Here is a 12,326-nt window from a genome sequence, read left to right as displayed (position 1 = left end):
CTGGTGCGAGCTTTGCGGCGCTGTTACGAAGGCTGCATGAGCGATGCAACAGCAAGCAGCCAAACGAATTCTTCGGTGGCCTCAACTTCTGACCCCTCTTCTAGCGCAACCATACGTCCGGAAGAGGCCGCGCATTTTGGCACGTTGGCCAAGGATTGGTGGGATCCGAAGGGTTCCTCCGCCATGCTGCACAAGCTGAATCCGGTGCGCTTGCGCTATGTCCGTGAAGCCATCGACATGCATTGGGGCGGCGATGTGCAGAGCGTTAAACCGCTCGCCGGTAAGACCGCCTTGGATGTCGGCTGCGGCGCAGGCTTGCTGTGCGAGCCTTTGGCGCGGATGGGCGCGAATGTGACCGGCGTGGATGCTGCACCGGAAAACGCGCAGGCAGCCGCGCTTCATGCTGAGGGTTCAGGTCTCGACATCCGTTACATTGCAGGCGAGATCGGACAGCAGAACATTGGCCAGTTCGATCTGGTCACTAGTCTGGAAGTTATCGAACATGTCGCCGACAAGCAGGCATTTCTAACCGACCTTGCCGCGAAGCTCGCGCCGGGCGGATTGATGATCCTCTCAACGCCCAATCGCACCGCAGCCTCCCGAATGCTGCTGGTGGAAGGGGCAGAGGCTATTGGCGCGATACCCAAAGGCACGCATCATTGGGACGATTTCATTAAGCCCGAAGAACTGTCCAGCCTGCTTGCGAATGTTGGCCTAACGATGAGTGAACCAACAGGCATCGCGTTCGGCCCGGCCAAAGGTTTGCACCTGTCCGGAGAACTTGGCCTCAACTACATCGTCACCGCCAGCGCTACCTGATCAACGGTTAAAGAATGCGCTTCGCCTGTTCGGGCGATGGCATCCAACAGGTCTCGCGCTTGCCGAATATCCGGTATCGATTGCGGGCAATCAATCGGTAGAGAGGGTCGCGAATTCCCCGCGGAATGAGGCCGGCCAGCCCCACTATCTTCCATGGCCAACCAAGCCGCTTCCACATCGAAATAACTGCGTCACTGTCGCGCAATACGCGGCCTTGTTCCACTATGATAAAGCTGTCGGGATCTTCGGGATCAATACCGGCTTGCCGCATCAGATCGGCACCCACTTCACTTTGCATTGCGGCAAGGCGGAACACGCCTTTGCGATCAAATTTCAAAACGAACTGCGCATTGGCAGAGCACAGCACACATATTCCATCGAATACGATGATCGGATGGTGTGCGGCCGGTTTTTCCATCATCCGGCCGCCTAAGGCTGATAATTTCCGCTCTCGCGCAGCATCACTGCGGCGGCGGTGTGATCGGTGAAGATGCCATCGACATCGGCAGCAACCAGCAGGCCCATCAGTACCGGTAATGCGCCGACACCGCGCGGGTTATCATTTGTGCGCAGCGCAGGCGGCATAAAGGTATTCTCGCTGCGCAACGTCCACGGATGGACTTTCAGGTCCAATGCATGTGCGTCAGCAACGAACGGCTTCGCGCTGCCATCATCGTTCAAGACAAAGCTATAATGAGGACCAACGCCATCGGCATATTTGGCAATCTCTGCCAGCCCTGTAGGCGTTGCCATTTCCGCATAGCGCATCGATGGCTCGTCAGCCGGGCTCTCATGTTCGGGGTGGATTAATTGCACCAGACGGACATCGGTGAGCTGATCCAGCCGCTGCAGCGGGCCGACTTCAAAGCACTGAATGAAAATCGGATCAGATGCCTTGGTGTAACCTGCTTTCTTGAGCGCTTGCACCAGCAGATCAACGCTATCGATCCCTTCATCTTGCAACAGAAAATTGGGGTGCTTCAGCTCGGGATAAAGGCCGATCCGCTTGCCCAGTTCAGCCTCTTTGGCTTTCACCAGCTCCACAATCTCTTCAAATGTAGGCACTTGGTAGAGACCGTTATACCGCGCATTTTCGGGACGAATATAGGGGAGCCGCTCCTTCGCGCGCAGCGTGCGCAATTCGGCAAGCGTAAAGTCTTCGACAAACCATCCAGCAGTCAATTGCCCGTCGATGGTCTTGCTGCGGCGGCGGTCTTCGAATTCCTCGCGGCTCTCGACATCAGTCGTGCCCGAAATCTCGTTCTCATGCCGTGAAACCAGCACGCCATCCTTGGTCACAACCAGATCGGGTTCGATATAATCGGCACCCTGATCAATTGCGCGTTCATAGGCGGCAAGAGTATGCTCGGGTCGCTCGCCGCTAGCACCGCGATGCGCGATAATCAGCAAATCATTGCCACCATCCTTTTGGGCGTCTTGAGCAACGGCGGGAGTTGTCATTGCGGCACCCATCAAAATCAAAGCACCTAAGAAAAAGCTGCGGACCATTCGTCTTCCTTAAAGCCGACCAGCAAATCGCCATCAAGTTCGACCACCGGCCGTTTGATCATGCTGGGGTTCTGCGTCATCAATGTGACAGCTTTAGCCGCATCGATGTTAGCCTTGTCTGAATCGTCGAGCTTGCGGAACGTCGTGCCGCGCTTGTTGAGCAACACTTCCCAGCCTTTCTTCTCGACCCATTCAGTCAGCTTATCAGCATTGGCGCCTTCCTTCTTGTAGTCGTGGAAGGTGAACGCGACGCCGTTCGCCTCGAGCCATTTGCGAGCCTTTTTCACAGTGTCGCAATTGGGGATGCCGTAAAAGTGCGTGGTCATATGGAAGTGGTCTTTCGGTTGGACGGTAGGGCCGCACTAGGCCATAGCTAACAGTGACGAAAGAGGGGAAACCGCATGTCATTCTGGCAGATCGATCTGACCACGCGCGCAGGCGCACACACGGCAACATCGCAAGGCGCCATCGGCTGCTTTATCTTTGCCGGTTTGGCCATGCTCGGCATGCTAATCCTTGGCGGCGCGGCTGGCTTCACTACAACCGAAGGCATTACTGCAGTGGTCGCTGTCGGCCTCGAAGTCGTTGTTGGTTTGGTTGCGGGTTTTCGCATGAGAGCTGGCAAAGGTGCATTCTGGGGCATCGCCACAGCGGCATTGCTGGCGTTCGAGATGGTTGTGAAGATCGTGACGCTGACCGGGCTTCTCGGCTTGGTCATCAACGGTGTCGTGCTCGTTCTCATCGTCCAAGGTATTCGCGGCGCGCTCGCTCTGCGCGGCGATGCAGTGTTCGACGATGATGATGTTGAGGTGTTCGAGTAAGCTACAGCGGCTATCTACGTGCGCGGCGTAAGATGCGCGTCGGCAATTGCCACGGCGAGCGCATCTGCCGCATCCGCACCCGCTACTTTCGCTCCGGGCAGTAGCACTTTCAGCATGGCTTGAACCTGCGTCTTGTCGGCTGCACCCGTCCCAACAACTGCTTTCTTGACCTTCCGCGCGGCGTGTTCGTTGGCGCTCAAACCCGCCGCACCGCATGCCGCCAGCACCGCTCCGCGAGCCTGCGCCAATTTCAATGTCGATTGCGGGTTCTTATTGACGAAGACTTCCTCGGCCGCCGAGCGATCGGGCCGGTGCTCGGCAATTACTGCTGCAAGACCTGATTGCAAAGCGGCCAGCCGCTCCGCCATAGGCGCTTTCGCATCGGTCTTGATTTGTCCGTTAGCAATATGCGCAATCCGCGAACCCTCCGACCGGATCACGCCCCAGCCGGTGCAGCTAAGCGAAGGATCAAGGCCGAGGATGATGGTCATTGACGATAGCAATCCGTTCGGTTCGAGCGAAGTCGAGAACCGCTAGCATCGTGTCTCGACTTCGCTCGACACGAACGGAAGGGCTTAGTCTGAGTCCAACTTCTCCATCACCTCGTCAGAGATTTCGTAATTGCCCCACACGGTTTGGACATCATCATCATCGTCCAGCGTATCGATCAGCTTGAGCAGAACGCCGGCATCCTTCTCACCCAGATCGACGGTCAGGTTCGGCTTCCACGCCAGCTTGACCTCTTTGGGTTCACCGAGCGATTTTTCGAGTCCGGATGCAACCTCGTGCAAATCTTCCGCGCCGGTCCAGATTTCATGGCCATCATCGCTGGAAGAAATGTCTTCCGCGCCCGCTTCCATTGCCGCTTCGAGCACGGTGTCCTCGTCACCAGCCTCGGATGAATATTCAATATAGCCGAGCCGCTCAAAACCATGCGCAACCGAGCCGGCGGTGCCCAGATTACCGCCATTCTTGGCGAAGGCAGTGCGCACAGCGGTCGCCGTGCGATTGCGGTTGTCTGTCAGTGTCTCAACAATGACTGCGCTGCCGCCGGGGCCGTAGCCTTCATAGCGAACTTCTTCGTAATTCTCGTCATCGCCGGTGCTGGCCTTATCGATAGCGCGCTGGATATTGTCCTTGGGCATCGACTGGCCCTTGGCAGTGTTGACCGCCAAGCGCAGGCGCGGGTTCATATCCGGATCGGGCGTGCCCATTTTCGCCGCAACGGTAATCTCGCGGCTGAGCTTGGAGAAGAGGTTCGACCGCTTCTTATCCTGCGCACCCTTACGGTGCATGATGTTCTTAAATTTGGAATGGCCTGCCATTGGATACTCTTCAAATTGGGCTTAATCGCTGAGGCGAAGCCCTAGCGAATGCGACGGAGCCGGGCAATGCGGCTCTCAAGGCACAATGTCAAAATGATGTGCCTGCAGCTCGCCAGTCGCCAATTTGCGGTAGAGCGCCCGAGCTGGCTCGTCCTCGGGAAAGACATCGGCTTGGACAAACACAGTCCACGCACCGCGCTCACGCGCGATCCGACGTGTTTCCTCAATCATAGCGGTAGCTGCGCCGCGCCGCCGGTAATTTTCATCGACAGCCAAATCGTAAATATACAGCTCGCTACGATCTTGCTCGAATTTGGGCAGCACATATCCGGCAAGAGCACCGACTGCTTTACCATCCGCTTCCGCAATGATCGCAACATTGGTTGAGTTTTCGAGCCAAGCAGCGACGTAGCTGTCATCCGGTTTGGCATCGGCATAATTTTCTGGTTCGCCGAAAACATCAGAGAACACAGCGTTCATGGCGCGGAATTCGGCGATATCGCCAGATACTAAGCGGCGGACTGCGAGCACCGGATCACACCTTTACCGCCGTGCCGCTTGCGCTGACCATCAGCATTGATCCGGTATCGCCGATCACTTCGTAATCGAGATCGATCCCAACCACGGCATTACCGCCGATGGAAGCGCATTCTGCCTGAACTTCTTCGATTGCCTGTTTGCGGGCATCCGCCAAAATACGCTCGTAAGAGCCCGAACGACCGCCCACGATATCGCGAATATTCGCAAACATATCGCGAAACAGGTTCGCACCGACGATCACTTCGCCAGTGACGATGCCGAGATATTGCTGGATCGGCTGCCCCTCCAATGTCGGGGTTGTTGATACAGTAATGCCGCGCGCGTCTTTCCAAGGGCCTGCCATGGAGTTCCTCCAATTGTTATTAGGGTTGGTGTATTACTATGATAGGTTGGTGTATTACTATGATAGGTTGGTGTATTACTATGATAACGCACCAACCCTATCAATTGTTCCCTAGGGTCAGTCTTGTGCCATTTGGCGCTTCACTTCTGCGATTGCCGCGTCGAGCAACTCGTCACGACCCTCTCGCACACCGGCTAGCGTTCGTTCGACGCGGATGTCTGGCTGGATCCCCAGGATATGATGCTGTGTGCCGTCACGATTTTTAACCTGCATGCCAGTCCAGCGCAGTTGGTAACCGCCGGGTATCCGGAAGGTCGTGACATTGCCATTGGCTCCGGCTGTGGGCGTACCGATGATCGTGCCAAGCCCGTTGGCTTTCACTGTGCCCAAGATCGATTCGGAAAAACTGATCGCTCCGCCATCGGTGATGAAAACCACGTTGTCGGTATAGCGCGGCAATGCCGGCGCGATCCGCCAACCACCTTCGCGCCAGCCATCAAACTGCGCATCAGGCAATGTCTGGAATGCAATATTCATTTCAGCCGAACGGATCGGTTCATCGGTCATGTGCGATAGATAGGTATATCGACCTCTCGGATATCCTCTGAGATCGAACACCAGACCCTTCGCAGCTTCCAGCCGAGATTTTCCGTCTGAAAAATGCGTGTCAGTGAGTCGATCGATATCGACATAGACAATGCCCGGTTCCAACTCGCTGGCGACGTCCGGTCGCGGCTCCCTAATCCATGCGTCGTAGCTCTCTATGTTCAGCGGAAGCGTAATTTCGCTTCGCTCCCCTTCCGCATTCTCGATTCGCAATATGCGTTCGCCCGCTTCGTGGGAATATCGCAACTGGGATAACGCCACGAAGGTCTTCCACTGTTCACTGCCCGAGATGAGCGTCTTCTTGGCAGCGATAGCGTCTTCAACGGGCACTCCGTCGATTGCCTTCACCACCATGCCGGGCGCATATCCCGGCGAATCAAGCGCGCCGGTAGGCGCTGCGGTGATCACCAGCTGGTTCTCAATCCATTCCCAGTCGAGCGGTAGTATCGCCTCGCCTTCATCGCGATAATTGACGCCGCCATGACCGTCATCAAGGCCTTCCACCAAGCGTAGCAAAACATCGCGATAGGCAATGTCATCGGATGCTGACGCCGCGTCCTGCAGCATGGGCACGAGCATCGCGTCCCAATCGGTTTCGACGACATCCCAATAGGGATAGAAATGATCAAACATAGCCCAAGCTGAGAGCAGTCCGGCAATCCGCGTTGTGCGGTCGAACCCGGCAGGTACCCAACCCTCGGGCTTTCCGCTCTCGGGCGGTCCTACTTCGCCGAGTGGTAGCGTCTTCCCGACTTCGCCAACCGGTACACTGAGCGGTACATGTATCACCAAGCCACCCGGTAGCGTCTCTGCAAATATCTCCGGAGCCTCTGTTGCGGGGCTCGCCGAGCGCTCGGAGCTGTACGTACGGCTCAGGTCGGACGGAAAACCGCGATATTCCCACCGCACATGTTGTGCAGCGCCCTCGCGTTGTGTCATTGTTGACGGATTATCGCCCATTGCGATCTGCATGGTCGGCGCAACCGGACCAAAAGCCTCGCGCAAGGCCACTGCAAGCTCTGCTGCATCTTTTGCCGCCTCGACCTTCGGGATTGCCCCGATCAGCAAGCGTCCCCAATCGACATCGGCGGCTTGATCGGTTGGATGAAACCAACGCACCAACCCATAGGTTCTGGCCAACGCCTGGAGATTGACGACGCCGCGATCAGAAATCGGCGTTGCAGCGACATCGCCTTCAATCGACGCATAGCGTGTCGGTCCCACGGGTGTCCCGACACCTTCAAAATTGGGCACGTCAATCGGACCTATGTCTTCGACGAGAAAATCATCCACCCAAGCTTTGCCTTCACCGTGCACCAAGAAGCCAAACACGATCTGGCTCGCATCGACGGCGACATCACCTTCAATGCTATAGCTTTGCCATTCGCCCGAAGTGATCGGCCGATTGCCCATATTGTCGAAGAAACCACTCCGACCGCCGGGACGGTCTACGCGCAGCCAAAAGCCCGCATGCCTCGGCACCGGGAGACCGACCCGAGCTTTGCCGGTTAGTCTGATCTTTCGGCCACGTAGCGTCTCTACATTTAAAGCCCGAGTAATTGTCCCGAACTTGCCCGCATCAATCACGCCTTGCGATTCAATCCGCAAACTGGCCGAGCCCGCCGCCGGATTAACTGCGTCGACCATGGCTTTGTAACCGGCCGCCCCTTCATCAGAAGGCAGCATATTACCGCCCCAGCCGGACGGTCTTGAACCGGGCTCAGTCTCCTCGAAGCCGGCGTTGTCGAGTTCAATCGAAGCAGTCTCGTCCTGCGCCACAACAGTGACGGGCGCAAACAACAACGATGCAAAAATCAGTGACTTACGCATACATTCCCTCTCATCCGGATGCCGTGTATCGGCATCGAAGCTGGATGGAGGATGAACGCGCTAAGAACGCATACTAATCGAGTCCTAGCGCGTTCTTATAAGTGTCGAGAACCATTTCCATCTCGTTGCGGTCGTTGGTGTCCATTTTCCGCAAACGAACGACCTGACGCATGATTTTGGGGTCGTAACCGACCGCTTTGGCTTCTGCATAAACATCGCGGATATCATCAGCGATGCCCTTCTTTTCTTCCTCGAGGCGTTCGATGCGCTCGATCAAAAGGCGCAGGCGGTCGTCAGTGGCATCGGCCATGTGTTCACTCCAAAAATCATGAGAATCGTTTGACCGCGCTGATAGCCGCAGGATGATCGTGGGTGAAGCCGCAACGTGGAGATTTCATCAATTGGTAGCCACACTGTCTACCATCACAACCCAACTATGCTGCACCAGTCTCATTTGCGCCGCAAATAAGTATATAATACCTCTACTTAAGAAGCTGTGATGAACCGACTCGGGAGGAAATAATGAAATATCGGGCGATACTGGCCGTTTTAGCGCTGGGATCACTACCAACTCTGTCCTCTTGCTCAAACCACTTGGCGGTTTCGGGCTATCAAGACGGTTACTGTCCGGATGGTAATTGCTCATCCAAGCAGACATCAATCGCCGGTCGATCAGGATTCAACAGCAATGCCGCCAGCGGCCGCGTTGTTAAAGACAAATGCGGTACCGAGCCAATGACTCGAGTCGAGGTTGATCGCGATTTCGGCCAAGGATTGGTCAGCGTTCTCACTCTTGGCATAGTCAATCAGGCAACCATCAAGTTTCAATGCGCCAAGCCCGATACGTCGCAGCCGCATGTCTCATGCACGACAATAGACGGTACCGGTGACGCGGATACGCCAGTCCAGATTACCTGCACCAAGCCCGGCACCAATGGCGGCGAAGTCATCGAGTATGATTGCACCGCAACGGGCACTCCGGGCGAACCGACCAAGCTGGTGAGCTTCACCTGTAGCGACGTCTCCACCAGCTGGTTCTTGGCCGAACCCGCGTCAGGCAGAGGATAAGCGCGATGTCAGATGATCAAACAATGCTGAAACCGGGCGCGGTCAACACATTATGGGAGAACTGGCACGAAACCGTTTCGGGCCAAATCGCGGGTATGGATGCCGTACTCCCGCCCCCTGACGGTCAGGACTATGGCGCTGACATGATCAATCGTTGCACGCGGCAGATCCAGCGCTCTATCGCCAGTGCAAAAGTCCGGCAGATTCCCTACAAGGCAATTGGCCGTGGTTGGTCTTTGTCCGAAGCGCCGCTGACCGACGGGATCATGCTCAACACTGCTGCTCTCACCGGCAAAAAGCGTATTCATCACACCCAAGTCGTCCCCGAATATCGGGGCGACCGAACCGACAAACGCGGCCTCTGTTTGGTCCAATGCGGCAACTACGTTTCAGAGCTCAATCGCTGGCTTGAAAATTCTACGCAGCGTCTTTCGTTCAAGACCACCGGCGCGGCGAATGGTCAGACCATTGTCGGGGCGACAGCTGCAGGCACGCATGGCTCGGTCCTCGATTTCGGGGCGATGCACGACCAGATCGTGAGCATTCATCTGCTGGCGGGTGATACGGCGCAGTTCTGGCTGGAACGTGCCACCTACCCCGTAGTCAAAGAGTCGGTAGCCGCTGCGTTCGGCGCTACACTGATCCGCGATGATGACCTGTTCAACGCCGTGGTCGTTGGACTTGGCGCGTTTGGAGTGATCCACAATGTTGTGATCGAGGCACGTCCGCGCTTTCTCGTCGATGCGCATAATTATGACAAAGACCGCAATGGCAATCCGCTGACCTATCAGGGTGCGATGCGTGACCGTGTGACCCAACTTGATTTCACAACGGACACCTCGCTCGATCCGGCAGCGCGCTCGGGCAAACCCTATTTCTTCCAGCCTATCATCAACCCTAACACTTCGCCGCCCGAGATATTGGTGACGCAGATGTATGAGGACCCGTGGAAGGAAGATCACGTTCCAGACTACACAATTGAAGAGAACAGTTTCGGGCCTGGATATGACTTCATTACTGTCGCTGGCAGGGCGCTTGATCTGTTCCAGCCATTGGTCCCCATGTTCTCTAACCTGGTCGCGAGCCAGATGTTCAGCCTTGGCCGTCAGGAACGCAGCTGGGGCGAGACATTCGGCTACAAATCGCTCCGCACCAAAGTGGCGAGTGGTACGGTCGCGGTACCTCTGGACCGGGCAGACGACACCATCGAACTGCTTCTGCAGCTTAACCGCGATATCGGGCCGGTTCCGCTGGTGTTCGGGTGTCGTTACGTCAAAAAATCATCGGCGCTGCTGGCGTTCAATCGGTGGGATACGACATTCGTGGTCAGCATCGACGGTGTTCACAATGACGACTCAACCGACTTCTTCAACGCAATCCCGACCGCGATGGAAGCTGCAAACATTCCCTTCACCCAGCATTGGGGCAAGACGCATGGATATACGCCGGAACGTGTGCGAGCAGCCTATGGGGACAGCAATGTTGACACATGGCTGGCGGCGCGGCGCGAGCTGCTGCCCAATCCGGCTGACAGGAAGATGTTCGACAATGACTATTTGCGCGGTTGCGGTCTAGCCGAGTGATATTGCCCGGCCTGCGCGGCTAGTCCGCCTTATTCTTCGCCACGCTTTCCTGCATCCGCTGCAGCTGTTCCTCAGTCGCGGGTGATTGGCGCGTCGTCTTCCATTGGTCCTGCGGCATGCCGTGGATGAGTTCGCGCGCGGCGGCTTTATCACCCTCAAACCCGGCATCGCGGATCCAATCGGCTAGGCAATTGCGGCAAAAGCCAGAGAGGCCCATCAGGTCGATATTCTGCGCGTCATGACGATGCTGCAGATGGCGTACGAGCCGCCGGAATGCCTGTGCCGCTACGGCATCGGGTAGTTCATCCAAGGCAACGTCACTGCTACCGGGCGCATTCGTATCCATCACCAATCCTTTTCGTTTCGTCATTGCGTTGCAACGCGGCTCTGCCATAGGCTTTGCACATGGAAAAGCGTCAAATACCGTATCTCGATCCCCGCGGCCGCAAAGTGAAAATTCTGGCGACCGTCGGACCTGCCAGCCGTGACCCGGAAATGCTGCTCAAACTGATCCGTGCCGGGGCCGATGCCTTCCGCGTCAATATGAGCCATGGTGAGCATGCCACGCATGCGGAAACGATCGCCGCGATCCGCACGATCGAGAAGGACTTGAACCGCCCGATTGCAATCTTCTGCGATCTGCAAGGGCCCAAGCTGCGCGTCGGCAAGTTTAAAGACGGCAAGGCGGTAATCCGCCATTCGGGTCACTTCATACTCGACCGCAATCCGGAACCGGGCGACGAGACCCGCGTGGAATTGCCGCACCCTGAATTGTTCGGCCTGCTCGAAAAGGGTCAGCGACTGCTGATCAATGACGGCAAGATTCAACTCAAAGTTATCCGCGCAGATAAGGATGAAATCCTCTGTTCGGCAGTGGTCGGCGGAGTGATTTCAGACCGTAAAGGTGTGAATGTTCCCGATGCGGAAATTCCCATTCCGGCGCTGACAACAAAGGATCGTAAGGACCTCGCATTCGCAGTCGAGCAGAATGCCGACTGGATCGGCCTGAGCTTTGTCCAACGGCCTGAAGATTTGGCTGAGGCGCGCAAGCTGATGGGCGGTCATGGCGCGCTCTGTGCCAAGATTGAAAAGCCAATGGCAGTCCGCCGTCTCGACGAAATTATCGAGATGTCCGACGGCATCATGGTCGCGCGCGGTGATCTGGGTGTCGAATTGAACCCTGAAGAAGTGCCGCCGCTGCAGAAGAAGATTGTCAACAAAACCCGCATCGCGGGCAAGCCGGTCATCGTCGCCACGCAGATGCTCGAGAGCATGATCGAAAGCCCTGCTCCGACCCGCGCGGAAGTCTCTGACGTGGCTAACGCCGTCTATGATGGCGCCGATGCCGTGATGCTCAGCGCCGAAACTGCTGCGGGCGAATGGCCTGAAGAGGCCGTTACTATTATGGACCGGATTTCCGCGCAGGTTGAAAACGACGAGGCCTATCTCGACCGCGTCCGTTTCCTCGACACCCCGCCCGATCAGACGACCGCCGATGCCTTGGCGCATAGTTGCATGACCATCGCCGACACCGTACCAATTGCGGCCATCACAGTCTTCACCGGATCGGGTAGCACCGCCCGCCGAGTAGCCCGCGAGCGCCCCTCAGTCCCGATGCTGGTGTTAACACCGCGCCTGCAAACCGCCCGCCGCCTCGCGCTGCTATGGGGCGCCCACGCGGTTATGACGCGCGACATCGGCAGCTTCGAAGAGATGATCGCCAAGGGCAAACGCATGGCGCTGCGCCACCGCTTCGGCGTGGCTGGCAATAAACTGATTGCGCTAGCCGGCGTTCCGTTCGGCACACCGGGCAGCACAAACTTGCTGCATGTGGTGACATTGGCGGGCGATGAGCTGGAGAAGTACGAAAATTAGGAACTGA

At 56.8% G+C, this 12,326-nt stretch carries 15 protein-coding genes; 5 read left to right on the top strand and 10 right to left on the bottom strand.

Translation table 11 applies throughout. The features are described 5' to 3' along the window. Positions 1-36 precede the first annotated feature (36 nt). A complete protein-coding gene (gene ubiG / locus J9777_RS13575; RefSeq protein ID WP_209349333.1) occupies positions 37-819 on the top strand; it encodes a bifunctional 2-polyprenyl-6-hydroxyphenol methylase/3-demethylubiquinol 3-O-methyltransferase UbiG in 783 nt (260 codons plus the stop codon). Positions 820-826: 7 nt separating this feature from the next. Here the strand turns inward: ubiG and J9777_RS13570 are convergent, their stop codons facing one another. Genes J9777_RS13570 through J9777_RS13560 form a run of 3 tightly spaced genes read right to left on the bottom strand, consistent with a single transcriptional unit; the run spans position 827 to position 2,654 of the window. Next, positions 827-1,240, bottom strand: coding sequence for a thiol-disulfide oxidoreductase DCC family protein (locus tag J9777_RS13570; protein WP_245228748.1), 414 nt, complete (start codon positions 1,238-1,240; stop codon positions 827-829). Positions 1,241-1,248: 8 nt separating this feature from the next. Then, positions 1,249-2,280 (bottom strand): glycerophosphodiester phosphodiesterase, encoded by a 1,032-nt coding sequence (locus J9777_RS13565; RefSeq protein WP_245228747.1) that lies wholly within the window; start codon positions 2,278-2,280, stop codon positions 1,249-1,251. A 26-nt stretch (positions 2,281-2,306) separates the two neighbouring features. Beyond that, entirely contained in the window at positions 2,307-2,654 is a 348-nt protein-coding gene (locus tag J9777_RS13560) for an ArsC family reductase (RefSeq protein ID WP_209349331.1), read from the bottom strand. Positions 2,655-2,729: 75 nt separating this feature from the next. Here J9777_RS13560 and J9777_RS13555 point away from each other — a divergent pair, with 75 nt between their 5' ends. After that, a complete protein-coding gene (locus tag J9777_RS13555; RefSeq protein ID WP_209349330.1) occupies positions 2,730-3,149 on the top strand; it encodes a hypothetical protein in 420 nt (139 codons plus the stop codon). A gap of 14 nt (positions 3,150-3,163) precedes the next feature. Here J9777_RS13555 and ruvC read toward each other — a convergent pair whose 3' ends face one another. From ruvC to J9777_RS13525, 6 genes are all read right to left on the bottom strand, one after another. After that, positions 3,164-3,640, bottom strand: a complete 477-nt coding sequence (gene ruvC / locus J9777_RS13550) for a crossover junction endodeoxyribonuclease RuvC (protein ID WP_209349329.1) — start codon at positions 3,638-3,640, stop codon at positions 3,164-3,166. A gap of 84 nt (positions 3,641-3,724) precedes the next feature. Continuing rightward, positions 3,725-4,474 carry a YebC/PmpR family DNA-binding transcriptional regulator gene (locus J9777_RS13545; protein WP_209349328.1) on the bottom strand — a complete coding sequence of 250 codons (750 nt, stop codon included), beginning with the start codon at positions 4,472-4,474 and terminating at the stop codon, positions 3,725-3,727. A gap of 75 nt (positions 4,475-4,549) precedes the next feature. Further along, a complete protein-coding gene (locus tag J9777_RS13540) occupies positions 4,550-5,005 on the bottom strand; it encodes a GNAT family N-acetyltransferase (protein ID WP_348632007.1) in 456 nt (151 codons plus the stop codon). A 4-nt stretch (positions 5,006-5,009) separates the two neighbouring features. After that, positions 5,010-5,357: a heavy metal-binding domain-containing protein gene (locus tag J9777_RS13535; RefSeq protein ID WP_209349327.1), complete on the bottom strand. Its 348-nt coding sequence runs from the start codon at positions 5,355-5,357 to the stop codon at positions 5,010-5,012. 117 nt (positions 5,358-5,474) lie between these two features. Continuing rightward, positions 5,475-7,793, bottom strand: a complete 2,319-nt coding sequence (locus J9777_RS13530; RefSeq protein ID WP_209349326.1) for a S41 family peptidase — start codon at positions 7,791-7,793, stop codon at positions 5,475-5,477. Positions 7,794-7,866: 73 nt separating this feature from the next. Further along, positions 7,867-8,103: a DUF2312 domain-containing protein gene (locus tag J9777_RS13525; RefSeq protein WP_209349325.1), complete on the bottom strand. Its 237-nt coding sequence runs from the start codon at positions 8,101-8,103 to the stop codon at positions 7,867-7,869. Between the two features lie 212 nt (positions 8,104-8,315). Here J9777_RS13525 and J9777_RS13520 point away from each other — a divergent pair, with 212 nt between their 5' ends. Then, on the top strand, positions 8,316-8,861 hold the full coding sequence (locus J9777_RS13520; protein ID WP_209349324.1) for a hypothetical protein: 546 nt from the start codon (positions 8,316-8,318) through the stop codon (positions 8,859-8,861). A 5-nt stretch (positions 8,862-8,866) separates the two neighbouring features. Next, entirely contained in the window at positions 8,867-10,444 is a 1,578-nt protein-coding gene (locus J9777_RS13515) for an FAD-binding protein (protein WP_209349323.1), read from the top strand. A 19-nt stretch (positions 10,445-10,463) separates the two neighbouring features. On the opposite strand, the gene J9777_RS13510 is transcribed toward J9777_RS13515, so the two are convergent. Continuing rightward, complete coding sequence (locus tag J9777_RS13510) at positions 10,464-10,790, bottom strand: DUF1244 domain-containing protein (RefSeq protein WP_209349322.1); 327 nt, start codon at positions 10,788-10,790, stop codon at positions 10,464-10,466. Between the two features lie 59 nt (positions 10,791-10,849). Here J9777_RS13510 and pyk point away from each other — a divergent pair, with 59 nt between their 5' ends. After that, positions 10,850-12,319 (top strand): pyruvate kinase, encoded by a 1,470-nt coding sequence (pyk, locus tag J9777_RS13505; RefSeq protein WP_209349321.1) that lies wholly within the window; start codon positions 10,850-10,852, stop codon positions 12,317-12,319. The last annotated feature ends 7 nt before the right edge of the window (positions 12,320-12,326 follow it).

The organism is Pontixanthobacter sp. CEM42 (assembly GCF_017812015.1).
In the GTDB taxonomy this organism is placed as follows: domain Bacteria; phylum Pseudomonadota; class Alphaproteobacteria; order Sphingomonadales; family Sphingomonadaceae; genus Pontixanthobacter.
This window is presented reverse-complemented; position numbering and strand designations above follow the sequence as displayed.

What these genes read in the sequence shown, in the direction of transcription:
- ubiG (WP_209349333.1), top strand. Translation starts at nt 37, where the DNA reads ATGAGCGATGCAACAGCAAGCAGCCAAACGAATTCTTCGGTGGCCTCA.
- J9777_RS13570 (WP_245228748.1), bottom strand. Translation starts at nt 1,240, where the DNA reads ATGATGGAAAAACCGGCCGCACACCATCCGATCATCGTATTCGATGGA.
- J9777_RS13565 (WP_245228747.1), bottom strand. Translation starts at nt 2,280, where the DNA reads ATGACAACTCCCGCCGTTGCTCAAGACGCCCAAAAGGATGGTGGCAAT.
- J9777_RS13560 (WP_209349331.1), bottom strand. Translation starts at nt 2,654, where the DNA reads ATGACCACGCACTTTTACGGCATCCCCAATTGCGACACTGTGAAAAAG.
- J9777_RS13555 (WP_209349330.1), top strand. Translation starts at nt 2,730, where the DNA reads ATGTCATTCTGGCAGATCGATCTGACCACGCGCGCAGGCGCACACACG.
- ruvC (WP_209349329.1), bottom strand. Translation starts at nt 3,640, where the DNA reads ATGACCATCATCCTCGGCCTTGATCCTTCGCTTAGCTGCACCGGCTGG.
- J9777_RS13545 (WP_209349328.1), bottom strand. Translation starts at nt 4,474, where the DNA reads ATGGCAGGCCATTCCAAATTTAAGAACATCATGCACCGTAAGGGTGCG.
- J9777_RS13535 (WP_209349327.1), bottom strand. Translation starts at nt 5,357, where the DNA reads ATGGCAGGCCCTTGGAAAGACGCGCGCGGCATTACTGTATCAACAACC.
- J9777_RS13530 (WP_209349326.1), bottom strand. Translation starts at nt 7,793, where the DNA reads ATGCGTAAGTCACTGATTTTTGCATCGTTGTTGTTTGCGCCCGTCACT.
- J9777_RS13525 (WP_209349325.1), bottom strand. Translation starts at nt 8,103, where the DNA reads ATGGCCGATGCCACTGACGACCGCCTGCGCCTTTTGATCGAGCGCATC.
- J9777_RS13520 (WP_209349324.1), top strand. Translation starts at nt 8,316, where the DNA reads ATGAAATATCGGGCGATACTGGCCGTTTTAGCGCTGGGATCACTACCA.
- J9777_RS13515 (WP_209349323.1), top strand. Translation starts at nt 8,867, where the DNA reads ATGTCAGATGATCAAACAATGCTGAAACCGGGCGCGGTCAACACATTA.
- J9777_RS13510 (WP_209349322.1), bottom strand. Translation starts at nt 10,790, where the DNA reads ATGGATACGAATGCGCCCGGTAGCAGTGACGTTGCCTTGGATGAACTA.
- pyk (WP_209349321.1), top strand. Translation starts at nt 10,850, where the DNA reads ATGGAAAAGCGTCAAATACCGTATCTCGATCCCCGCGGCCGCAAAGTG.